The 23,093-nt window shown below is 66.5% G+C and carries 22 protein-coding genes; 10 read left to right on the top strand and 12 right to left on the bottom strand.

The features are described from left to right. The first annotated feature begins 197 nt into the window (after positions 1-197). The 7 genes from H6717_21345 (at position 198) to H6717_21315 (ending at position 7,383) form a co-directional block, all read left to right on the top strand. Complete coding sequence (locus H6717_21345; protein MCB9579590.1) at positions 198-695, top strand: hypothetical protein; 498 nt, start codon at positions 198-200, stop codon at positions 693-695. Then, complete coding sequence (locus H6717_21340; protein ID MCB9579589.1) at positions 692-1,219, top strand: hypothetical protein; 528 nt, start codon at positions 692-694, stop codon at positions 1,217-1,219. The genes H6717_21345 and H6717_21340 overlap by 4 nt, the downstream gene beginning before the upstream one ends. Positions 1,220-1,286: 67 nt before the next feature. Further along, positions 1,287-2,384, top strand: coding sequence for a hypothetical protein (locus tag H6717_21335; GenBank protein ID MCB9579588.1), 1,098 nt, complete (start codon positions 1,287-1,289; stop codon positions 2,382-2,384). A 37-nt stretch (positions 2,385-2,421) separates the two neighbouring features. Beyond that, entirely contained in the window at positions 2,422-3,225 is an 804-nt protein-coding gene (locus tag H6717_21330) for a rhomboid family intramembrane serine protease (protein ID MCB9579587.1), read from the top strand. Between the two features lie 98 nt (positions 3,226-3,323). After that, the gene (locus H6717_21325; GenBank protein MCB9579586.1) at positions 3,324-5,015 is read left to right on the top strand and encodes an L-histidine N(alpha)-methyltransferase; all 1,692 of its coding nucleotides are present in this window, start codon (positions 3,324-3,326) and stop codon (positions 5,013-5,015) included. Positions 5,016-5,054: 39 nt separating this feature from the next. Continuing rightward, positions 5,055-5,804, top strand: a complete 750-nt coding sequence (locus H6717_21320; protein ID MCB9579585.1) for an ATP-binding cassette domain-containing protein — start codon at positions 5,055-5,057, stop codon at positions 5,802-5,804. Next, positions 5,797-7,383, top strand: coding sequence for an ABC transporter permease subunit (locus H6717_21315; protein MCB9579584.1), 1,587 nt, complete (start codon positions 5,797-5,799; stop codon positions 7,381-7,383). The genes H6717_21320 and H6717_21315 overlap by 8 nt, the downstream gene beginning before the upstream one ends. Here the strand turns inward: H6717_21315 and H6717_21310 are convergent. From H6717_21310 to H6717_21295, 4 genes are all read right to left on the bottom strand, one after another. After that, positions 7,380-7,940: a hypothetical protein gene (locus H6717_21310; GenBank protein ID MCB9579583.1), complete on the bottom strand. Its 561-nt coding sequence runs from the start codon at positions 7,938-7,940 to the stop codon at positions 7,380-7,382. The genes H6717_21315 and H6717_21310 overlap by 4 nt on opposite strands. Before the next feature lie 36 nt (positions 7,941-7,976). Then, positions 7,977-8,783 (bottom strand): tRNA (N6-threonylcarbamoyladenosine(37)-N6)-methyltransferase TrmO, encoded by an 807-nt coding sequence (gene tsaA / locus H6717_21305; GenBank protein MCB9579582.1) that lies wholly within the window; start codon positions 8,781-8,783, stop codon positions 7,977-7,979. Positions 8,784-8,787: 4 nt separating this feature from the next. After that, positions 8,788-10,623: a hypothetical protein gene (locus H6717_21300; protein MCB9579581.1), complete on the bottom strand. Its 1,836-nt coding sequence runs from the start codon at positions 10,621-10,623 to the stop codon at positions 8,788-8,790. 64 nt (positions 10,624-10,687) lie between these two features. After that, positions 10,688-11,629 (bottom strand): LamG domain-containing protein, encoded by a 942-nt coding sequence (locus H6717_21295; protein MCB9579580.1) that lies wholly within the window; start codon positions 11,627-11,629, stop codon positions 10,688-10,690. 110 nt (positions 11,630-11,739) lie between these two features. Between H6717_21295 and H6717_21290 the strand changes: the two genes are divergently transcribed. After that, positions 11,740-12,600 (top strand): NAD(P)-dependent oxidoreductase, encoded by an 861-nt coding sequence (locus H6717_21290; protein ID MCB9579579.1) that lies wholly within the window; start codon positions 11,740-11,742, stop codon positions 12,598-12,600. Here the strand turns inward: H6717_21290 and H6717_21285 are convergent, their stop codons facing one another. Next, on the bottom strand, positions 12,601-13,083 hold the full coding sequence (locus tag H6717_21285) for an LEA type 2 family protein (protein ID MCB9579578.1): 483 nt from the start codon (positions 13,081-13,083) through the stop codon (positions 12,601-12,603). A 77-nt stretch (positions 13,084-13,160) separates the two neighbouring features. On the opposite strand from H6717_21285, the gene H6717_21280 reads away from it, so the two are divergent. Beyond that, complete coding sequence (locus H6717_21280; GenBank protein ID MCB9579577.1) at positions 13,161-13,547, top strand: DUF393 domain-containing protein; 387 nt, start codon at positions 13,161-13,163, stop codon at positions 13,545-13,547. Here H6717_21280 and H6717_21275 read toward each other — a convergent pair. From H6717_21275 to H6717_21260, 4 genes are read right to left on the bottom strand one after another with little or no spacing between them, the layout of a single operon-like run. Continuing rightward, the gene (locus tag H6717_21275; protein ID MCB9579576.1) at positions 13,492-14,694 is read right to left on the bottom strand and encodes a serine/threonine protein kinase; all 1,203 of its coding nucleotides are present in this window, start codon (positions 14,692-14,694) and stop codon (positions 13,492-13,494) included. The genes H6717_21280 and H6717_21275 overlap by 56 nt on opposite strands. Positions 14,695-14,700: 6 nt before the next feature. Further along, entirely contained in the window at positions 14,701-16,125 is a 1,425-nt protein-coding gene (locus tag H6717_21270; protein MCB9579575.1) for a DUF4139 domain-containing protein, read from the bottom strand. Between the two features lie 14 nt (positions 16,126-16,139). Continuing rightward, positions 16,140-17,612: a DUF4139 domain-containing protein gene (locus H6717_21265; GenBank protein MCB9579574.1), complete on the bottom strand. Its 1,473-nt coding sequence runs from the start codon at positions 17,610-17,612 to the stop codon at positions 16,140-16,142. After that, positions 17,609-19,114: a chloride channel protein gene (locus H6717_21260; GenBank protein ID MCB9579573.1), complete on the bottom strand. Its 1,506-nt coding sequence runs from the start codon at positions 19,112-19,114 to the stop codon at positions 17,609-17,611. The genes H6717_21265 and H6717_21260 overlap by 4 nt, the downstream gene beginning before the upstream one ends. A 56-nt stretch (positions 19,115-19,170) precedes the next feature. Between H6717_21260 and H6717_21255 the strand changes: the two genes are divergently transcribed. Next, positions 19,171-20,196 carry a hypothetical protein gene (locus H6717_21255; GenBank protein ID MCB9579572.1) on the top strand — a complete coding sequence of 342 codons (1,026 nt, stop codon included), beginning with the start codon at positions 19,171-19,173 and terminating at the stop codon, positions 20,194-20,196. Here the strand turns inward: H6717_21255 and H6717_21250 are convergent. Genes H6717_21250 through H6717_21240 form a run of 3 tightly spaced genes read right to left on the bottom strand, consistent with a single transcriptional unit; the run spans position 20,150 to position 23,089 of the window. Beyond that, entirely contained in the window at positions 20,150-20,740 is a 591-nt protein-coding gene (locus H6717_21250) for a CDP-alcohol phosphatidyltransferase family protein (GenBank protein MCB9579571.1), read from the bottom strand. The two genes, H6717_21255 and H6717_21250, sit on opposite strands and share 47 nt — an antisense overlap. Positions 20,741-20,766: 26 nt before the next feature. Next, positions 20,767-22,068 (bottom strand): membrane dipeptidase, encoded by a 1,302-nt coding sequence (locus H6717_21245; GenBank protein ID MCB9579570.1) that lies wholly within the window; start codon positions 22,066-22,068, stop codon positions 20,767-20,769. Between the two features lie 55 nt (positions 22,069-22,123). Continuing rightward, positions 22,124-23,089: a PEGA domain-containing protein gene (locus H6717_21240; GenBank protein ID MCB9579569.1), complete on the bottom strand. Its 966-nt coding sequence runs from the start codon at positions 23,087-23,089 to the stop codon at positions 22,124-22,126. Between the last annotated feature and the right edge of the window lie 4 nt (positions 23,090-23,093).

Here is a 23,093-nt window from a genome sequence, read left to right as displayed (position 1 = left end):
ACGCAAAACGCTTGTGGAGAGGGAAGCTCTGGCGAACCGTCGCTCCGGTCCGTGAGACTACCCTCGTCGAAGCAGGAAGGGCCTATGCCCGACGCCCGAGAAGGGCGGTGTCGGCAGAAACTGTCAACACGCTTTAGAGACCGGCGCAGGCCGCCAGAAACTCGCCTCTCCTCGGGCCGGCATGGTAGCGCCACCCCATGGGTGTGTCCCGACCGCTGGCGGCCTTGGCTGCGTCCTTCGTCTACTCGTTCCTGGTCTTCCATGCCGCCGGCTGCGGCACGGACGCCGTCGGCGTGGACGAATGCCGAGACATCGAGGAAGCCCGCTGCGAAGCTGCGCAGTTCTGCGGCATCGTGGACGACGTCGATCAGTGCAAGCGCTTCTATCGCGACCAGTGCCTGCACGGGTTGGCGAAGGGCGAGCAGCCGGGGGCACCGCAGGTGAAGAGCTGCGTGAGCTCGATCCAGGCCGCCGGCAGCTGCGCGAAGAACGGCGTGACGGAGCTCTCGAGCTGCGACCCCAAGCCGAGCGACAAGACCGCCCTCACCAAGGTGTGCGACGTGGTGCTGAACCCGGAGAAGATCGCCGAGTGCGAGTTCCTGGCCGTCCCCGTCGAGGTTCCGGACGCCGCCCCGGATACCTCCACCCCGAAGGACAGTGGCAGCGAGGCGGCCACGGACGGCGCGACGGAATGATCGCCCGCGCGACCGTGCTCGCGTCTCTCGTGCTCGCGGGCTGCGGAGGCCGCGCCAACGAACGGCCGCCGGAAGTCGCCCACGAGACCCCCGAGGACGAAGTGCTGCGGGTGGGAACCACCTGGCAAGCGATGCAGCAGTCGCGCGGCATCCGCCCGCCACCCAATGTCATCGAGCGCTTCGAGCGCACCGTGACCAGCACGCTCCGGCTGCACAGCGGCTCGGCCACGGCGGAGGAGCACGTGAGCGTGGCGGAGAAGCTCACGATACGCAGCGGGGAGCGTTTCGACTGCACCGCCGAGTCGGCGTTCAACGTGCGCGTGCGCTACGCGCGGCACAACGGCGCCGCCGCCGTAGAGGTGTCGCGCCCGCCGGTGGTGCTCAGCCGCCGCTGCTCTCCCGGAGATTTTCCCGAGCCCACCTTGGAAGCCGGCTCCGCGGCCGCTCGCTTCGTGCTGCGCTCGGATCAGCTGGTGGCCTACGAGCCGATGGGCGACGAACGCGTGTACCTGCCCATCGAATAGGCCTTTGGCCCAGCCTGCAAAATCCCGCTTTGCGTGGAGCACGGCTCGGGCTAGGACACCCGGCACGTTGCGTACTCTTCTCTTGTCCGCCCTGCTCGTGGCCACCACCGCGTGCAGCAGCACCGGGGGCGAGGCCCCGACTCGGACGCCGACGCTGGTGGCGGTCGCCCCGCAGGATTTCCTGGGCGAGGTGGTGTGCGCGGACGCGCCCGGCGCAGCGCGACGCATGGTGGTCACGTTCTTCGACCTCGGCACCGCCGAGGAGCCGGCGGATCCCTTTGCGTTGCCGAGCACGGTGCTCAGCGACGGCGGCGCCTATCGCCCGCTGTCGTGCTTGCAGCCCGCCGCCACCGGCTTCGTGATCCCGGGCCATCGCTACGACGCCGAGGTCGACGTGTACGATCGCACCGACGTGCATGCCCTCGGGCCCGGCGGCCGCACCCTGGTGCGGGACAGCACCGGTGAGTACGTCCCCCCCCGCTGGAGCACGAGCTGTGGCAGGAACCTCGCCGGCTCCCCGGCGGAAGGTCCGGTCACCGCCGCCTACTACCTGACCCGCTACGTGCACGGCTGCGGCAAGCTCGTCGCCGGTAGCGACACGCCGACCGCCATTCGCGTGGGTATCGGCACGGCCCTCGGGGATCTGACCTGCGGCACGGATGCCGGCATGGTCGAGCACTTCGATGCCCACCGGCTGGGCGCCGCGCCGGCGACACAGAGCGCGGGCTGCGGTGACTCGGCCACCTTCAGCGATCTGACGCCCGATCAGAGCTACGACTTCGAGGTGTTCGCCTTCGAGAGCGGAGCGTCCTCGCCGCGTTGGGGCACCACCTGTTTCCGCAAGGCGCAGGCCGGGGCGACGCTGGACGCCGGTTGCGATCCGCTGACGGAGGACTCCAGCATCCGAGTTCCCTCGTCCGTGGTCAGCGCGACGCTGGGCATCAGCTGCAGCGACATCAGCGAAGTCACGGGCCTCTTGGACGGCAGCGACAAGAAGACGGTGCCTTGCGGCGGGGATCTCCGCTTCGACGGGCTCGCCGCCGCGGCCCACGACGTCACCGTCACCACCCGCAAGACCGACGGATCCCCCGGGCCCATCGCGCTGTGCAGCGCGACGACGATGCCGGGCGTAGTGCGCGACGCCAGCTGCACCGCCGTCCAGTGAGTTGCGGAGGGCCGCGGCTGCGGCTACGAGTTGTCTCGTGAGGGAGAACCCGACTCCGGCCTTCGTGCTGCCCCGCCCCGGCAAGGCGCTGTGGGGCGTGATGATCACGCTGTTCGCCATCTGGCTGGCCTTCGCGCTGGGCCTGAACTGGGGCGGCGCACCCGGGACTGCCTTCGCCTTCTTCTGTGGCAACACCGACAAGATCCTCGAAGGCGAAGTGTGGCGCTTGTTCACCGCGCCGCTCATGCACGAGCCGCGGGTGGGCGCGATCTTCTTCGCCTTGCTCGGCTTCTACTTCCTCACGCCCAGCTTGGAGCAGAAGTGGGGTGGGCCGAAGCTGATCCGATTTCTGATCCTGTCGAGCACCGTCGCCTATCTGTTCCAGATGCTGATGGGAAAGATCTTGCCGGCTTCCGTCGCCGCCAAGCTGATCCCCGAGTACTGGTTTTCCTCCGTGCCGGCGATCGAGGCCATCGCCATCGCCTGGGCCATGAGCTTCAAGGGCCAGACCGTGCAGCTCTTCTTCGTGCTGCCGGTCACTTCCCGCGGCCTGGTGCTGTTCGTGGTGGCCATGAGCGTGCTGATGGTGATCACGCTGGAGATGCCGGCAGCAGGGCTTGTCTCTCCCTTCGGCGGCATGCTCGCGGGCTGGCTCTTCGGTGGCTCGCCCAGCCCCGCGCGTCGCTTCTGGCTCAAGCTCAAGCTGCGCTCACTCGAGCGCGAAGCCGCACGCGACCGCGACGCGCGCAAGAAGCGTGTGCAGCGCTCGGGTCTCAAGGTGATCCAGGGGGACGGCAAGGACGACGACGACCGGGGTCCCGACGGCAAGCTGCTGAACTAGAGCGCCTTGACAGCACGGGGCGGATGCGTTGAAACGATCGGACATCGTTTTCAATCGCGTCCCGCATGCGCGGACGCAGTGCTTTTTCGCGGAGAACAGTGAGCTCGACCAGTCCGGACACGACTTCCACCCCGCCCCAATCCACCTCGGCCAACAACGGCGTCGCACGCCGAGAGCGCATCTGGAAGCGCGCATATGAGGCGAAGAGTCGCTCACAGTTGCGGGATCTGTACCGAGACTGGGCCACCACCTACGACGAAGATCACGAGGCCATCGGCTTCTTTGGCCACGTTCGCGCCGCAGAGATCGTGGAGAAATTCGTCCCTTTCAAGGACGTTTCGCCGGTCCTGGACGCTGGCGCAGGCACGGGCGCTGCGGGCGTCGAGCTCGCCAAGCGCGGCTTCGGCCACTTGACCGCCGTCGATCTCTCGGACGCGATGCTGGAGCAAGCCGCTGCCAAGGGCGTCTACCAGCACGTCGTGCAGGCGGACCTGGGCTTTCCTCTGGACGCGTTTCCGAACAGTCACTTCGCCGCCGCGGTGCTGGTGGGCGTGTTCTCCTTCGGCCAAGCTCCGGCGCATACCCTCGACGAGATCACGCGCGTCGTGAAGCCCGGCGGCGTAGTCGTGTTCACCATGCGCACGGACTTCTTCGAGAGTGACGCGATGGGGGTGCGCTCGAGGATGGAGGCGCTCGAGAAGGACGGCGTCTGGCAGCAGGTCCACCTCACCGAGCCCGAGCAGTACCTGCCCAAGAAGGACCCGAAGGCGATGTTTCGGGTGTGGTGCTATCGAGTGCAGGACGCTCAGCTGTCGGAAACGGAGAGCGAGTTCGAGAGCGCCGTGCGCCGCGCGATGGCCAGCCCCTCTCGGGTGAAGCGGCTCGACCACTGCCACATCTGGAACTCGATGGGCTCGCGCCTGTACGACCGCTACATCGACTGCCCCGACTACTACCTGGTGGACGCCGAAGAGGAGATTCTACGCTCTCGCGCCGGGGAAATCGTCGACGGAGAACGACTGTTCGTCGAGCTCGGCTGTGGCTCCGCCCGCAAGGTCAAGTTGCTGTTCGACGCCGCCTTGCGCGGGCGGGCGAGCACCCGGCTCACATACACGCCCATCGACCTCTCCAAGGGCGCGCTGTCCGCGACCAAGGCGGAGATCGAGGAGTCCTACCCGGGACGGGTAACGGTGGAGCCGCGCCATGGGCACTTCGACGAGGTGCTCGAAAGCATCCCCGACGCCGCCGGAAAAGTGATCCTGTTCTTCGGCGGCTCCCTGGGGAACATCGAGACCCTTGCCGATACGGTGGAGTTCTTGCGGTCGATGCGAGAGCGCATGACGGTGCACGATCGCTTCCTGATCGGCATCGATCTGCACAAGGACGAAGAGATCCTGCGTCGCGCCTACGAAGCCGGGCACGCGAACCACGCTTTCTTCATGAACATGCTCCGGCGCATCAACAACGAGCTGGATGCCAACTTCGACTTGACGGCCTTCGAGCAGGAATCCACCTACGACCGAGACGAGCCCTACGAAGGCATCGAGAACCGCTGCGTGAACATGAAGCTCGCCACGACGGTCCCCCAGGCCGTGTACATCGGCAAGCTGGACATGGAAGTGCGGCTCGCCGCCGGAGACGCCGTGCAGGTGGGCACGTCGCGCAAGTTCCGCCGCGAGGACATTCCCAAGCTTCTCTCTCTGTCCGGCCTTCAGCTGCGTCGGCAGTGGCTCGACAGCCGCGGCTACTTCTCCGTGAACGAATGCGTCCGGAAGGACGCGCCAGAATGATCACCGCGACCGGAGCGCTGCAGCGGTGACTTCGGTTTGATCGAGCTTCTCGACGTTTCCAAGGTCTTCGTCGACTCCGAGGGCAAGGAGGTCGCGGCGGTCAGCGGGCTGACCCTCGACGTCGCTGCCGGCGAGACGGTGTCCCTGATCGGCACCAGCGGCTCGGGCAAGACCACCACCATGAAGCTCATCAATCGGCTGATCGAGCCGACCAGCGGTCGCGTGCTGTTCGACGGCAAGGACATCACCCAGTGGGACGTGATCCGCCTCCGCCGCAGCATCGGCTACGTGATCCAACGCGGTGGCCTGTTTCCGCACCTGAGCGTCGCCGAGAACATCGGTCTTCTGTGCGCGCTCGAAGGGTGGCCGCGGGAGAGGACGAAGCAGCGCGTGGACGAGCTCTTGCGGCTCGTGAACCTGCCGCCGGAAGACTACGCCGCGCGCTTCCCTCGCGACCTCTCCGGAGGTCAACGCCAACGCGTGGGCGTGGCGCGCGCCTTGGCCTTGGACCCGCCGTGCATCTTGATGGACGAACCTTTCGGCGCCCTCGATCCCATCACGCGAGATCAGCTCCACGACGAGTTCCTGCAGCTCGAAGAGCAAGTGGACAAGACCATCGTGCTCGTCACTCACGACATGGCGGAGGCGTTCAAGCTCGCCGATCGCGTCGTGCTCATGGACGCGGGAAGCATCGTGCAGAGCGGCACGGAAGAGGACTTCCGCCAGCGCCCGGCGAACGAGTTCGTGCGTCAATTCCTGCAGAGCCACTTGGCGGGCCCGCATGCCTAGAGTCCTGGCCCACCGCTGGTGGATCTTCCTCACGCTGATCGGCGTGCTGCTCCTCCGCGGCGTCGCCGAGGGGCAGCCGGCGACGACGTCGACGATGGCGATCGGGAGCAAGAACTTCACCGAGAACCGCCTGCTCGCGGAGATGATGGCGCAGCTCATCGAAGCGCACTCCGACATCCGAGTGGAGCGCAAGGTGAACCTCGGGGGCACCACCGTGGTGTTCACCGCCCTCCAGAACGGCGACATCGACGCCTATCCCGAGTACACCGGCACCGGCTGGAGCATCCATCTGAAGATCGCCGAGCCCGTGCGCGACCCACTGCGCGCCTACCTGGTCGTCGCCGACGAGTTCGAGAAGCGCTTCGACGTCACCTGGCTTCGCCCCTTCGGATTCTCCAACAGCTATGCCCTGGCCATGGATGAAGGCCGCGCCAAGGAGCTCGGAATCCGTACCATCTCGGATCTGAAGAGCCACGAGCAGGAGCTCCGCGCGGGCGTCAGTCACGAATTCCTCAACCGACAAGACGGCTATCCGGGGCTGGCCAAGGCGTACGGCCTGCACATTTCCCACATGTCCGGAATGGAGCACGGCCTGGCCTACGAGGCGATTCGCAGTCACCGCATCGACCTCGTCGATACCTGGACCACGGACGGCAAGCTCCTGCGCTACCCGATCCGCATTCTCCAGGACGACCGGCACTTCTTCCCGCCCTACGACTGCGCACCGATCGTTCGCTCCGACACCCTCGAGCGCCACCCGGAGCTCCGGGAGCTCTTGAACCGCCTGGCCTTCCGAATCGACGACCAGAAGATGCGGAAGCTGAACTATCGCGTCGAAGAAGAGGGTGGCTCCTTCGCCGAGGTCGCCCGCGGCTTCCTGCAGCAGGAAGGCCTACTGAAGGGCGCGAAGCCACGGCCGGTGGCTCACTCGGAACGCAGCCACGGTTTCCTCGCCTTCATGTGGTCGCGCCGCAGCCAGACGCTGAAGCTCGCGGGCCAGCACATGTGGCTCACGGCGATCGCCGTACTGCTGGCGGTGCTGGTCGCTGTTCCCATCGGCATCTCGCTCACCCGCCGGCAGGTCTTGGCCACACCGGTGATGGCCGCGGCGGGGGTGATCCAGACGGTTCCGAGCCTCGCGCTCCTGGCCTTCATGATCCCGATCCCCGGGCTCGGGCTGGGCGCGCGCTCCGCCATCGCAGCATTGTTCCTCTACGCGCTTCTCCCGATCCTCCGCAACACCTTCACCGGGATCAAGGAGGTCGACGCAGATCTGCTGGAGGCCGCTCGAGGCATGGGTCTGACGAACCGGCAGACGTTGCTCCGCGTGCAGCTGCCGCTGGCCACGCGCACGATCATGGCGGGCATTCGCACCTCCACCGTGATCAGCATCGGCGTCGCAACGCTGGCAGCCTTCATTGGCGCCGGCGGTCTCGGAGACCCGATTGTCACTGGTCTCCAGCTCAACGACATCGATCTGATCCTGTCCGGCGCCGTCCCCGCAGCGCTGCTCGCGCTGCTGGTGGACTTCCTTCTGGGGCTTGCCGAGCGCGTGCTCGTGCCCCGCGGCATCCGCTAGCGGCGGCGCCTGCGGAAGAGCACCAGGGCGGAGAGCGCGAGCGCTACGCCGAGGGGGCGGCTCGGAGCCCGCGCCGGAGCCCGGCAGCCGCAGCCACCGTCGTCCTCGCTCGGCTTCGCGCTGCTGCTGCCGCCGGTGCCGGAACCGCTACCACCCGCGCTACCGCCGGTGCCCTGCCCCGCGCTGCCGCCGGTGCCGCCGGTGCCGCCGGTCGCGCCGGTGCCGCCAATGCCGCCGGTCGCGCCGGTGCCGCCGAAGGCGCCGGCTCCCGCCGAGCCACCAACGGCACCCGCATCCGCGCTGCCACCACTACCGCCGAAGGCACCCGCCCCCGCGGCGCCCCCAGCGCTGGTCCCGGCGGCGCCGCCGCTTGGTACCGCGCCGCCAAAACCAAACCCTCCCATGGAGCCATCTGTCTTTTGATTGCCGGCGTCGTTCTGATAGCTGCCCCCGGCGCCCCCACCAAACAGGGTTTGATCGGATTGTGCGCAGCCCGTGGCGAACAGCACGAGCCCGGAGAGCAGGGCCAGATGAGAACCAACACGAGCGAGCGCCATCCATCGCCTCCAAGGGAAAGTGTAGATCAACGGGGTTCAGCGTGCTCGTTCGGTGTGGCCGGGGAAGCCGTAGCGTTCCACGAACTGCCGATGCGCTTCGAGCTCGGCGTCTGTGCTACCGAAGAGCTCCTTGGCCCGGTAGCCGGTGGCAATGGAGAGGACGCGGACCAGCTCGCCGTCCACGGTGAATCGCACACGCCACTCCTTGTGTGCGAGACGATAGGCGTCTCCATCGCGTTTGATCCGACGATACGGATGGGGCTGCGGGCCGAGCACGAGCGCTTGCTCGATGCCGGCGCGCAGATCCGTGTGCCACTGCTCGGCCAGGTAGCGCAGTTGCTCCCGCGCGCGTTCGGAGAGCTCCACGCGATAGCGCGGGCCTGGATCGTCCGGAGCCGAGAGCCACCCGGAGTCTGCGTCCGGCAGCGCGTCGGCGTAGGGAAGGTACGGCTTGATGTCCAACACCGGCGTGCCGTCCAGTAGATCCACGCCGGAAAGCTCCAGTCGTAATCCGTCGATGGCGACGAGGCGCACGACGCTCATGCCGATGGGGTTTGGTCGATAGGGCGCGCGGGTGGAGAACACTCCGCGGCGAACCGAGCTGCGTGGCGGCAGCACCTTGAGCTTCTCGCCGAGGGCCCGGTGGAACCAGAACAGGATCCACAGGTGCTGGCCGACGGTCAGATCTTCGACGGCGAACTCGTAGCCGCGACCCTCGAACAGCTCGAGGGTCGCCGTCACGCCTTCCGCTAGGCGCGCTTGGCGCGGCGCCTGGCGGGGCTCGACGAAGGGCGAGCGCACCACGCCAATGGGTTTGACCCAGAAGCCGTCGTCGCTCGTCACGCGGTCAGTTGCAGTTCTTGTTGCACTCGCTGACGACCTCACCCACGCAGATGCTGTCCCAATCCGTGGAGCAGCAGTAGGAGTCCACGGCACAGATCTGCGAGACGCAGTTGGCCTTGGCGCTGTCGCAGCCGGTGGTGAAGGGCTGGGAGGTGGTCCCGGTGGTGCACAAGGTGTGAGGGCAGTTGCCCTTGGCCTCGTCGCACTTGAGGCTGCCGCAGTACGTTCGGACCTCGCTCACACAGAAGCTGTCCCAGGTATTGCTGCAGCAGAACGAGTCCGAGGCACACACCTGGGTCACGCACGGATCCCCACCGCAGCCGCTGGTGAGGGCCACGCCCGTCACGCACTTGTCGTGAGCGCAGGGGCCGCCGCTGCAGTTCTCGTCGACCTGACCGTTGCAGTTGTCGTCCAGGCTGTTGTTGCAGATGTCGGACGGGTTGGCGGTCTGGTTCTGCTTGCAGGAGAGGGCGCCGGCTTGGCACGTCATGGTTCCCGCGGAGCAGATGCCCGGCAGACCCGTGGTGCACGCGGCGCCGCCGCCGGGGTTGCCGTCGTCCGGGGTCCCGTCGCAGTCGTCGTCGATGGCGTTGCAGGTCTCGCCCTTCGGCAGCACCTGTCCGACGCAGCTCCCCCAGTTGCCGTTGGCGCAGGTCTGCGTGCCGCCGTGGCAGGGGCCGACGTCCTTGGTGGACGGCGCGCCCGTGTAGCAGCTCTGGGTCTGGCCGTTGACGCAGTTGCAGCCCTCGTCGGTCTGGCCGTTGCAGTTGTTGTCGACGCCGTCGCAGGTCTCGGTGCTGGCCTGGGTGTCTTGCTTGCACTTGACGGTGCCGCCCTCGCAAACCTTGGTGCCCGCGGCACATACGCCCGGCAGGCCGGTTTGGCAGGCCGAGCCTCCCTCTGGATTGCCTTCGTCGGCGGTGCCATTGCAGTTGTTGTCCAGGCCGTCACAGACCTCGGGACTCGGCACGGCCGTCTGATTACAGATCTTGGTGCTGTTCACGCAGGACGTGGTGCCTGCGGCGCACACGCCTTGCTTCCCGGTCTGGCACGCTTGGCCACCTTCGGGATTGCCCTCGTCCGTCTTGCCGTTGCAGTCGTTGTCCAGGCCGTCACACAGCTCGGTAGCGGGGAGCACTTCGTTGTCGCAACTGCCCCATGCACCGTTGGTGCATGTCTGCGTACCGGCGGCGCACTCCCCGACGTTCTTGGTGGCGGGGGCGCCCGTGTAGCAGCTCTGAGTCTGGCCGTCCTGACAGCTGCAGCCCTCGTCGACCTGGCCGTCGCAGTTGTCGTCGACGCCGTCGCACTGCTCGACGGTGTTGCCTGTTCCGGGCGTGCACGTCTGCGGTTGGCCATCCACGCAATTGTCGACGGTGACGGCACAGGCGCCCATGCCGCACGTCGTCTGGCCGAGCTGCTCGTCCGCAAGCCCGTTGCAGTCGTCGTCCAGGCCATTGCAGACTTCCGCGGTGGGAGCCACCTCTCCAGTGCACGTGCCCCAGTAGCCGTTCACGCACAGCTGGGTGCCGGCCTTGCACTCGCCGACGCCATCCGTGCCCGCCGGCCCGCTGTAGCAGGGGCGCTGCTCGTTCTCGGTACACTCGCCTTGGAAGCCGCCGCCGGTTCCTCCGGTGGCACCCACACCGGCGGTTCCGCCCGTGGCGCCACCAGTACCCACGCCAGCCACGCCAGCGAAGCCGCCTGCTCCTCCGCTGCCCGCCCCGCCCCCGGTACTGGAGCTGGTGCCGCTGTCACCGCTGGCGCAGCCCGTCGCCAGTGCTGCGGCGAGGACCAGGATCGAACCAAAGACAAGTGCGGCCGTGCTCGAGTCGCGCATGGGAGCCTCCCGTGGCTTAAGCCAGAGTTTCATATTTTCAGAATTTTCGCGTCCGCGCAAACGGTCACGGCAGCGTGCAGGCGCCTGCGCCATCCACCAGGGCCCAGGTCCCCCCGGCATCGCTGCAGATCTCTTGGTTCGAACGCGTGACGTTCCACCACTTGAGGTCGTCGATGGATCCGTTGAAGGCCGTGTCCACTGCTGCGCTCTTCCCGATGTACAGGTCCCCGAAGATCGCCGTGAGGTAACCCCCGGACGCCGTCGCGTGCAGCGTGCCGTCGACGTACAGAATCAGCGAAGAACCGTCGTCCACCACCGCGACATGCGTCCAGGATCCCGGGGAAAGTACGTTGGCGCTGCTGGTAATGATGGCGGCACCGACGCCGACCTGCCCGAAGGAAGCCTGAATGTTGCCTTGTGCGGTCTTGAGTCGGACGTGGCTGTCGTTCTGGCCCGTTCCGCGGGACAGGATGGTGCCGCTCTGAACACTTCCCAGCCGGATCCAAAACTCGATGGTCGCTCCGGTGCTGAAGTCCAGAGTCAACGAGTTTGGAATCTGCACCTGGCCGTTGCCTCCGTTGAAGCCGATCGCAGGTCCCACCTTGCCGGCGACTGCCTGAGCCACAGCGGTGCCCTTCACGGTGCCGTGATTGTTGTTTCCGGAGATGTCGAAGGCGAGCCCCGCGGCCTCGTCGAAGGTCCAGTAACCTTCCAAACCGGTGACGCTCACGACGTCGGGAGGGGCGTCCGGCAGAGCGTCCACCGCCGCATCTTGGCTGGCATCCGAAGCGGCATCAGAGCCGGCGTCGTTTAGGGCGCCTCCGGCCCCGGCCATGCCACCACTCGCGGCTTCGTCGCTCACGTCCGGCCCCGAATCCTGCTGCTGCCCGGCGAAGCCGCCCAACCCCGCATCGAATGGATTCGTTCCCGGCGACAGGCCCTGCTCGGAAGTGGCACACGCCGTCACCACCACGAGCGTCGCCCAGCACCATCGGTGTCCCGCCATCGCGAAAGATGTAGCGCGTTCCGGGGTGGCGTGCACCCACATTGCCGCACAGCGTCTTACATCGAGACTGGATCTGGATCTCGAGGCGTCCCCGCGGCAACGTGCCCGCCATGTCACACGTCGCGTTCTTGGGAACTGGTTTGATCGGCTCGGCCATGGTGGAAGCCGCGCTGGGCCGCGGGGAAACGGTGAGCGTCTGGAACCGCACCCAGGACAAGGCGAAGCCGCTGGCGAAGCTTGGAGCCACGGTCGCGGAGGACGCTGCGGAGGCAGTGCGGGGTGCGGGGCGGGTCCATCTCGCGCTGACCGACGACGCGGCGGTGGACGCCGTGATCGCCGCGATCCGTCCCGGGCTTGGTGCCGGCGTCGTGGTCGTGGATCACTCCACCGCTTCTCCCGCGGGCACTGCCGCTCGCTTCCGGCGCTGCGAAGAATTGGGGATCGAGTTGCTCCACGCGCCGGTGTTCATGGCGCCGCAACACTGCCGTCAGGCGCAGGGGTTGATGCTGAGCGCTGGGCCTCGCGCGCGCTTCGACAGAGTCAAAGAGGCGCTCGAAAGGATGACCGGGGAGGTTTGGTTCGTCGGTGAGCGCGGTGATCTGGCGGCAGCCTACAAGCTGTTCGGCAATGCCATGATCCTCACCATCGTGGGCGGTCTATCGGACGTATTCGCGATGGCCAGCAGCTTGGGCATCGACGCCAAGGAGGCGCACGCGCTGTTCTCCAAGTTCAACCCCGCCGGCACCATCGGCTATCGCGGCAGCAAGATGGCACAAGGGGATTTCGCCGCTGCTTTTGCCCTGACCATGGCCCGCAAGGACCTGCGCTTGATGTTGGAGGCAGCGGGGGACCGCAAGCTCGCGCTCCTTCCCGCGCTCGCGAAACGCATGGATGCATTCATTGCCGCAGGGCGCGGCGACGAAGACGTGGGCGTCTTGGCAGCGCCGGCGGTGGAGAGCCACCGCGGCTGATCACTGCGGTGGAACGAGGCCGCGCAGAGTAGCGGCCAAGAGCTGCTCCGGCTTCAGCTCGCCCTGAAGTCGAAACGGAACGTCGAGGTTGAGTTTCTCCCCGCCCACGTTGGCGATGCCTTCGAACGTGTAGGCGACGGGCTTCCCGGTGGTGGCCAAGGGCGCGAGGGCGGCGATGTTCGACCAGCGTGCGGTGAGATCGCTCGACAGCCGCGCCGTGCCGTTGGCGGGGACGGTCTTGCCGCTGTCGACCCGGGCGTTTCCAACCTCTACCCCAGAGCCCATCAACAGCTTGCCGCTCACGGTGCGCACCAGCAGTGGGAACCCGTTGGGATTCGTCACGTCCAGCTCCACGCCCAGGGTGAGCCCGGTGGCGTCCACCGTCTTCACGCGTGCAGCGTGGGGCTCGATCTTGGGGGGCTTGGGCTTCGAGCAGCCGACGGCGAACACCAGCAAGGCCAACAGGATGAGGGCGCGGCGCATGGCTACGAGTCGTAGCCGCGCCGGATTGGGCCAGCAAGGGATTGACGAATGCATTGTCTAGGACAAAGCATGGACGCATGGACGTTGAGGTGTTCTTCGATGGCGACTGTCCCTTGTGCCGCCGCGAGATCCGGATGCTCCAGCGATGGGATCGGCGCCAGCGGATCCGTTTCACGGACATCGCAGCTCCGGACTTCGACGCGGCCGTTCTGGGCCGGACCCAGGCCGAGCTCATGTCCCGCATCCATGCCCGGCTCCCCGACGGCTCCCTGATCGAAGGCGTCGAGGTGTTTCGCCGGCTGTACGCGGCCGTGGGACTCGGTCCTCTCGTCGCGCTGAGTCGCCTGCCCGGCGTCTCCCACGCGCTCGACTTCGCCTACGCCCGTTTCGCCGACAATCGTCTTCGACTCACGGGGCGTTGCGACGCGGCATGCTCCGTCGAAACCGGAGCCAGCGGAGCGTAGGCATCACCGCCACCACGACGCCCACCAGCACGGGCCACCACCAATGGATGCTGAGGAAGCGGCCGAGAGCGATCGCCGCACCCATCCCCAGAAAGAACGTCGACCCCACCCAGAAGTCGACGTCGATGACGCGCAGGCGACTGATCGCAGGATCGTGGGAGAAGTAGTAACGCTTGGCTTGGGTCAGCATCGACGCCGCTTCGGCGTCGGGAGTTCGACCGTCGAGGGCGACCTCCACGTCCGCCGCCAGGGCTGACACGCTCGCGTAGCGTCGGTCGCGATCCGACGCCATCGCCTTGTCGATCACGGCAGCCAGCGGAGCAGAAGCGCGTTCCGTGGGGCGGCGCTCACCAGTGCTCACCTTGACCAGGATCTCGGCCAGCGTCTTCCCGTCGACAGCGCGCCGGAGCTCGCACAGCTCGTACAAAATGGCGCCCAGCGCATAGACGTCGGAGCGCTCGTCCAGCGGTTCTTCTCGGGCCTGCTCTGGAGACATGTACACTGGCGTTCCGGAGCCCGAGCGCTCGGAGGTTTCCGGCAGGTGGTGACGCAGCTCGTCGCCAGCGGGGGTCGGCAGTGGCACCGCCAGGCCCCAATCCGTCACCAGCACCTCGCCATGAGCACCGAGCATGACGTTGGCGGGCTTCAGATCCCGATGCAGCACGCCGGCGGCGTGGGCGTAGGCCACCGCGTGGCACAGCTGCAGAAAGACCCGCAGGCGCCGAGGCACGGTTGCCAGCGCGCCTTCGTCACTTGGCAACCCTTCCAGGGCTGCTTCCAGCGACTCGCCGCGGACGAGCTTCATCGTGAAGTACAGGTGGCCCGTCGGCGACACGCCCAGATCGTGAACCGGAACGATGTTCGGGTGGTCCAGGTAGGCGGTCACTCGCGCTTCCCACAAGAACTGGCGCAGCAAGCGACCGTCGTTCCGGAGCTCCGGTCGGAGCTGCTTGGCGGCGACCTCCCGTAGGAGGTCCGAGTCCAACACGCGCTCCACGCGTCCCATGCCACCTTCGCCCAGCACGCCGCGGCGTTGATAGCGATCGCGGGAAGCGACGGGCCTTTCAGCGGCCGCTGCCTGAGGCTCGAGCGCGACTACGGTGCTGGCGATGCCGACCAGTGCCTCGTCCCCGGCCATGACGGCCATGGTGCGTCAGCACCAGCGAACGCGCACTCGATATTTGATCTTGGTCTTGCCGTTTGCAGGCACCTTCACGTCGAAAGTGAAGGTGAAGGCGTCCTTTTTCTGGTGCGGATGCGACTCTTCCAGAATCGTCCAATCCCCGCCGATGGGCTCGTACACCTCCACCTGGGCTGCCTGCTTCTTGTGGTTGCGGAGCTCGATCTCCCAGGTGCTTTCCGAGGTGCAGGAGCCGAAGGTCCTCCACTCCATCTGCTTGCGATCGCCCACCACGTCGAAGGCCTCGCCCATCTTGATGCGTACCTTCTCGTCCCGCGGCGTGTGGTCGATGTTGTCTTCACCGATGAACTGCTTGGCGCCGCTCTTGTCGGCCTTGTACACGCGCACGATGCCCTTGGGCAGCGGCATTCCGAGACCGTTCTTCGCGGTGTTTTCGATGTCGAGGTACACGCCCACCTTCTGGTTCTTCTGCACCTCACCGTAGCGGCCGCGGTACCAGTATTGCTGTCCGAAGTAGATCAGCTTCTTCTGCACCTTGGCGTTCGGCGCTTCCAGCAGCGTCACCTGCTTCTGCTCGTTCTCCAGCACGTCCGTCGGTTGCTGGAGCGTGTACAGGTGGTACTCGAAGAAGCCTTCCTCGCGGAAGCCCGTGCTCTGGCCCGCGCTCTTTGCGGCGTAGCTCCTGGGCGCCCGGTCGTAGGCCACGTTCGAGACACGCTGCACGTCACCGGCCACCAGCTTGAGCTTGGCGTTCTTGTAGGACGCGCCGGACTGATTGGTGAGCGTGACCCAGCCCGTGAGGTCTCCGGCGCTGTCGTCGGCGTTGATGACGAACACGTAGTCGCTCTTCCAGTTGAGCCCGCGGGTCAGGTAGGTGGCTTCCACCTTCTGCTGGGCTTGCTTGCTGGAGAGCATCCAGACCAGAGTGGGCTTCGCCATCAGGTTGTCGGGAACGCCGGGGAAGGCGATGCGCCCCGGGAATCCATAGGTGACCTCGCCGTTGATCTCGTACACCGGCTCGCCGTTGGCCACGCTGAGGATTTTCGCGTCAAAGGACTCGTCCTTGCCGGTCTTCTCGTTGAAGCGATACAGACGCACCTTCTTGCCGACGTACTTCTCGAGCAGCTTGGCCGGCGTGAGCAGGTCGTAGCGGTAGTTCTGCTCCAGCACGGAGAGGCCGTTCGGATTCGACAGCGACTTGATTGCCACGGTTTCCGGCTGGATCTGCGACGCTACGTCCTTGAACTCGAGGGCGACGTCTCCGCTGCCCAGGTTCAGATCCCGCACCTCGCGCACCAGGCCGAAGCTCTGGTTATAGACCGTGATGCTCACTTCCTTGCGGTCGCTCGCGCCGGAGGTCTTCTTTGCGGGCGCTGCCAGCGCGCTGCCGGAGCCGAGCAGGAGCGCGAGCCCGGCCAGTCGTCGAATCCTTCGCATCGTCTTCCTCTCGCTCAGCACCAGCGCACCCTCACTCGATAAGTGACCTTGGTCTTGCCCCGCGCCGGCACGTTCACGTCGAAAGTGAAGGTGTGCGCGTCCTCTTTCTTGTGGCGATGACTCTCGCTCAAGATTTCCCAGTCGCCGTTGATGGGCTCCCGCACCTCCACGGTGGCGGCTTCGTCCTTGTGGTTTCGCAGCTCGATCTCCCAAGAAGACTCCGAGGCGCAGATGCCGAGGGTCTTCCAGTCCGTTTGCTTGCGGTCGCCCACCACGTCGAAGGCTTCGCCCATCTTGATGCGGATCTCTTCGTCCCGCGGCGTGTGGTCGATGCTGTCCTCGCCGATGAACTGCTTGGCGCCGCTCTTGTCCGCCTTGTAGACACGGACCACGCCCTTCGGCAGCGGCATGCCCATGTGGTTCGACTTCTTGTTCTCGAAGTCCAGATACACGCCCACCTTCTGGTTCGAGACCACCTGGCCGTAGTTGCCGCGGTAATACTGTGCAGCGCCGAAGAAGATGAGCTTCTTCTCGATGGCGATGTCATGGGCATCCAAGAGCGTCACCTGCTTCTGCTCCTTGTCCAGAACGTCGGCGGGGCGGCTGAGCGTATACAGGTGGTACTCGAAGAAGCCCTCTTCGTGGAACTGGGGCTCTGCGGGCGGTGGTGGTGGTGCCGAGGCGGTCTCGGCCATCGCGTAGTCCATCATCTGCTGTTGGCTCACGCGCTGGACGTCCCCCGCTACCAGCTTCAGGGTGGCGTTCTCGTAGCTGGTGCCGCTGTTGTTGGTGAGCGTGACCCAGCCCGTCAGGTCGCCCTTCTCGTCCTTGTCGTCCACGACCAGGACGTAGTCCGCGCTCCAGTTCAGGTTCTGGCTCAGGTAGCTGATCTCCACCTTCTGTTGGGCGGCGCCGCTGTCGAGCAGCCACACCAGGGTCGGCTTGGCGATGAGATTGTCCGGAACTTCGGGGAAGGCGAAGCGACCCGGGAAGTTGTAGGTGATCTCGTTGCCGATCTTGAGCACCGTGCCCTGCTCGGCTGCGAGCACCTCGGCGTCGTAGGCCTCGTCCTTGCCGGTCTTCTCGTTGTAGCGGTAGACGCGGATCTTCTTGCCGACGTACTTCTCCAGCAGTTTCTGCGGGGTGAGCACGTCGTAGCGGTAGTTCTGCTCCAACACGGACAGGGCGTCCGCGGAAGAGAGCGACTTGATGCTCACCGTTTCCGGCTGGATGTGCGCCGAGACGTCCTTGAACTCGAGGGAGACCCGGCCCTTGCCGAGGCCCACGTTACGAACCTCCCGCACCAGCCCGAAGTTCTGGTTGTAGACCGTGATGGCCACGCTCTCGCGCTGCTTGGAGCTGGATTCGGCCTCGCTCACGGGACCGGTGTGGCCACCGTGCTCCGGAGGCTTGGTCCCGCCGCAGGCCGCCGTGGTCAGCGCCAACAAGCCGGCGCAGGTGAAATTGCGAAGGATTTTCTGCTTCATGAAGGCGGATTTTCCTGGTCCGAGGACTTCGACGTTTCGGACAACGATCCGGTTTGTTCGGACCTTACATCGGCGTTCGCATTCGGCTCGGTAGCCGGTTCCCAGGCACCGATCTCGTCTCCGGTGGGGTCCGGAGACATGCGCTGCCCTTCGTACACCGTCAGCCGCAGGGTCAGCACGTAAGTGACGCCACAGGCGAGGATCGCCGGCGGTCCGTAGGGCGTGCCGAAGATCTCCAGCACCAGCGCGATGGCCGCCAGAGGCACCCCCACCATCGCCACCAGCGCCGAGGCGATGCCCACCACCACGAACAGCGCCACGTCGAGCTGCGCGAAAGGGCCGACGAGCTGCAGCAGGCGGCAGGTCGCTGCTCCGGAGACGCCGCCGAGGAACATCGAGGGAATCAAGAGGCCCGCCGAACCTCCCGATTGGATGGTGAGCCCGGTGGTCAGCGTTCGGCCCAGCACGGCGAGCAGCAGAAACCACCACGCTCCCAAGTCTGCGGGAGGGTGGGCGGACAACAGCTCCTTCAAGGTGTGCTCGCCCATGCCCAGCACGTGGCGCGTATCCATGCCCACGGCGAAGTAGAGCGCCAAGGCGACGATTCCGGTGCCGAGGCCCCCCACGGCGCCCCGCGCGACGGGGTGCACTTTGCCCACCAGCTTGCGGGTGCTCTTCATGGCCAGGCCGAAGCCGAGGGCCAGCGGTGCGCTGACGGCGATCGCCACCAGCGCCGTCACGCCATACTCCGTGAGCGTGTAGGTGTGGGCATGCTCCGGCGCGACGAACACGGGTGTGTAGCCGAGCACGCGGTTGTTCAACACGTAGGCGATGGTGCCGGCCAGCAGGGCGTAGGCGAGCTTGCGGTAGATGACGCGATCGCCGTACGCGATCTCGGTGGCGAACAGCGCCGACGCGAAGGGTGCGTTCAACAGGGAGGCCACGGCCGCGGCGATGCCGGCGATCTGATAGGTGCGGAGCTCGTGCTCGGAGCGCGAGGCCATCACCCGCGCGACGCCGGCTCCGGTGGATTCGCCAATCAGCACCACCGGACCCTCGAGCCCGCCGGAACCTCCAGTTCCCAAGGTGAGGAGTGTTGCCAGCAGCTTGCGCAGCGCGAGGCCGAACGCCGGCAGCCTGAAACGCGGCGAAGGATCGTCGACGTCGTCGTGATAGGTGGAGTGATAGTTGCCGAGCGCCAGATCGATGCCGTCTCCCGCGGCGTCGCGCCAGCTGGGCCAGCGGTTCAGCACGCCGCGGATCAAGCCGCCCCCCACGAGGGTGCCGAGTAGCGCCAGCGGGCCGAGCCATGGGCCGTGACTCGCCACGAACTCCAAGAGCCCATCGACCATCAGGTGCATGGCCTTCTTGAGCCCCGCGCACAGCGCCCAGATGACGCACGACGTCAAGCTCACCAAGAACACGACGCGTGCGATGTCGTCCCACGAGTCGTGGAGCGCGCGTTGCTCTTCGTCGAGCTCCAAGAACCGCTTACGACCCACGGCTCCGCATTTAGGATGACCTTCCCCGGGTTGTCACCCTCATGTACTCTGGAGGCATGGGGACACCGAAGCGCGTCGCGCTGGCGATCGTATTGGGACTACTCGTCGTGGGCTGCAGCAGCGACGACAAAAAGCCGACCGGCAGCGGCGGTTCGAGCAGCGGCGGCAGCGGCGGTTCGAGCGGCGGCAGCGGCGGCAGCGGCGGCATCAAGTGGAAGGCCGCCGTGGGAGAGCAGGGCGTTTTCGTCCAGACCTTCGACGAACAGAGCTGGCAAGAGCGGAACCTCGTCGACCAAAATCTCTACTCGGTCACTTGCGTGGGGAACGAGCACGGCTGGGCCGCGGGCGAGAGTGGCACCGTGGTCCACTCCTCCGACTACGGTCAGACCTGGGCGGAGCAGAGCTCGGGAGTGAGCCAGACCCTGCGCTCGGTCCACTTTGCCCACGGCTCGAGCGCTTTGATCGGCATCGCCGCCGGGGATGCCGGCACCCTGATCCGAAGCAACGACGGCGGAGCGACCTGGCTCGCGGTGGATACCAAGACCACCAGCGATCTGCACGGCACCGCCGCCGGGCTCGGGGGCAAGCTGCTCGTCGCCGTTGGGGACGCCGCCACGGTGATCCTCTCGCGCGACGCGGGGGAGAGCTGGGAAGCGAGCACCGTCAGCGGCGCGCTGGATCTGGCCGCCGTGGCCATGGATGCCAACGCCGTGCAGATCCTCACCGTGGACGACGCCGGTCACGTGTTCGCGTCGACCGACAAGGGCATGTCGTTCCAGCTCGAGACCACTCTCGCTGGGGCGTTGAACGCGGTGAGCGTTGGCCCTGACGGCCAGGCCGCGCTCATCGCCGGCGACGGCGGCACGGCCTACACACGCACGGCGCCGGGTAACTGGCAGCAGGTGACGACAGCCACCGACAAGAATCTGTACGCCGCCCTCATCAGCCACGACGGCTCGGACTCCTACCTCGCCGGGCAGAGCGGTGCGTTGCTCCAGAGCAAGAACGGCGCTGCGTTCAGCCAAGTCGCTGTGACTACGGACCTCGACCTGTTCGGGCTCGAGGACCTGGATCCCCATTGACCCGCCGCCAAGCGGACAGCTCGCGCCGCCAATAGAAGGCAGCGGCGATGGCACCGGTCACGCCGGTCGCCATCAACAAGGGGGCCTCGGCGGGAGTGCCCAGGATGCAGGCGACGACCGTGACGAACTGCAGCACGGTGGCCGCCTTGCCGATCCAGTTTGCCTTCGGTTCATCGGCTTTCGTCTTTCGCTGCGGTCGGCTGACGAGCCACCACGCCACCAGCGGCAGCTCGCCGAGCTCGCGCATCGCCAGCGGGACGACGCCCCACGCGGGCAGCCGGCCGCTCGCCACCAAGCTCACCACCACCGTCGCCACGAACAGCTTGTCGGTGATGCCGTCGAGCACTGCCCCCGTGGGGGTGGCCATGTCCAGCCGTCGTGCCAAGTAGCCATCGACCACGTCCGTCAGCGCCGCCAACGACAGCACCACCAGCGACGCCGCGGCGCTCTCCTCCACGAAGGGAAACGCTACCGCCAGCGGCACTCGCGAAAGGCTCACCCAACCCGGGGGCAAGAGCAGGTCTCTGGCGCGATAGCGTCCCACCCCCAAATCTTGTCACGCCCGGGGGCTCAAGGCTCGGCCTGGCTCTTGGCGTACGCTTCCACCTTGCCCCACACACGCAGCACGTTCCCGGAGCAGATCTTCTCGATGTCGGCGTCACTGTAGCCGCGCTCGATCAGAACCTCGATCAGGTTCGGATACATGGAGACGTCGTTCAACCCTTCGGGGAGCGTGTCCCCCACGCCGTCGAAATCCGAGCCCAGGCCCACGTGGTCGATGCCCACCAGCTTCACGACGTGATCGATGTGGTCGGCCACCTGCGACAGCTTCGCGTGCTTCTTCTCCACGCCGTCCCAGAACTCCTTCTTGACGGGCTTGGCGCGCTTCTCCCCGTAGCTCAGGTGCTTCTTCGTGAGCAGCGCCATCAACTCGTGGAAATGCTTGTCGTTTTCCTTCTGGATAGCGCCGTCCAAGAAGTCCGAGCCGAAATTAATCTGGATCACTCCACCGTTTGCGGCGAGCTCCTTGATCATGTCGTCGCTCATGTTCCGCTGAAAGCCCGGCGTGAAGTGCCGACACGACGAGTGCGAGGCGATCACCGGGACGCTCGTCACCTTCATCACGTCTTCGAAGGCATCGTCCGAGATGTGCGACACGTCCACCAAGATGCCGAGGCGGTTCATCTCCGTCACCACCTTCTTGCCGAACGGGCTCAGACCGTGATTCGTGTGCCGCGTATCGTACGACGAATCGGAGATGTGGTTGTCCTTGGAGTGCGCCAGTGTGATGTAACGAATCCCCCGATCGTGGAAGTAACGCACGTTCTCCAGCTTGTGCTCGATGGGCGAGCCGTTCTCCATTCCCATCAGCACGGCGATCTTTCCATTCGCGAAGGCGCTCTTTACCTCCGCGGGTGAGCGCGCCAGCACGAATTTTTCGGGGGCGCCCTTCACGATGCCCTCCACCATGTCGATCAGACCGTCGGCGAACTTCCTTGCGCCGTGCCCTTCATAGCGGGCGGGCACGTAGATGCTGAAGAACGGAGCGTCCAGACCTCCGGCCCGGGCTCGCGGGTAGTCGAAGTTCCCTTCCTTGGTCGCCTGTGTGACGTCCTCCGTCAGCTCCCCCGCGTCGTTCTTGCTCTCCTCCAGGCGATAGGGCACGTCGACGTGGCCATCCAGGATGATGAAGCGATGGGCCAGCTCCGCTGCCCGTTCCTTGGCAGTTTTGGGTTTTTGTCGGGGCGGCGCGGCACTCGTCGCGGGCTCGCTGCTCGTCCGAGCCACGACGCTGGTCGCGCTCGCGGGCGTCGCGGGCTCGCTCGTAGATTTGCTGTCACACGCCCCCGCACACAGCAGCAGGGCGAACATCACGGCGGTGTTCCTCACGCGGCGCAGGGTCGCACAGCTGAGCGCGCTTTGCAGCTCACCACGCGTGCCAGCGGATCTGGGCGCCCGCCGTGGACGGCCCCAGGAGCACGCCCATCTGCGTCTTCGAGCGGCTGCTCGCGTCCAGGTACCACCAGACGCCGCCCGCCACCAACGCCGCGGCGCCCACGCCGAGGAGCACGTTGCGCTTCACCTTGGCCGAGTCCGACTCGTCCAGCAGGTTCTGGTGATCCGGGTCGTTCTTGATGGAGGTCGGACACGAAACGGTGCCGCCGCTCTTGTCGCAGTCCCGTGTGGCGTCGTCGTACTTGCTCTCGGAAACGAAGTGGAACGCCGTGCCGCCGGCGAGCGCCAACACGCCCACGCCCCCGAGAACGATGGCCGGCAGGGGAGGACCGCCGCCGGCGCTTGTCTCCTCCTTCTTGGGCGGTGTCGGTTCCGGAGTCTTCGCGCGGCCCGCTGGTGCCCGAAGCACCACGGAGACGTTCAGGCGATCCGTGGGGCGCGGCGAGAGCGTTTGCTCGAACGTGATGTAACCCGGTGCGCTCACGGATAGCTGTCGCGTGCCGGGGTTCACTTCCACGCTACCGTCCGCGGCGAGGGTCACCACGCGTCCATCCACGCGAACTCTGGCGCCCTCCGCGGCCGGCGAGATGGACAGCACCAGCACCGGCACCCGCGGCGAAAGCTCAGTCACCGCCTGGCTGGCCGCGGACGCCACTGCGTCGAGGTGCTCGGCCGAGGCTTGCTCCTTTGCTCGAGCGAAGTGCTGCTTCGCGTCCGCCAGCGCACCGAGGTTGCGTTCCGCCTGCGCCAGGTTGAAGAGCCGCGTCGCAGTGGGCTTGTCCGCCACCAGCTCTCGGAGCAGCGCTGCAGCATCCACCCACTGCGCCTTCTCCATCAGCTGACTGGCCTGCTTGTCGCGTTCCGTGGGGCGGTCCGCCGCGTGGGCCACCGGCCCGGCGAGCACCAGAGCGAGCGCAATCGAGACTATCCGCCGCACGGCG

The organism is Polyangiaceae bacterium, from assembly GCA_020633235.1.
Lineage (GTDB): Bacteria > Myxococcota_A > Polyangia > Polyangiales > Polyangiaceae > JACKEA01.
The sequence above is the reverse complement of the archived record's forward strand: the minus strand, read 5'-3'. Positions and strand labels throughout refer to the sequence as shown.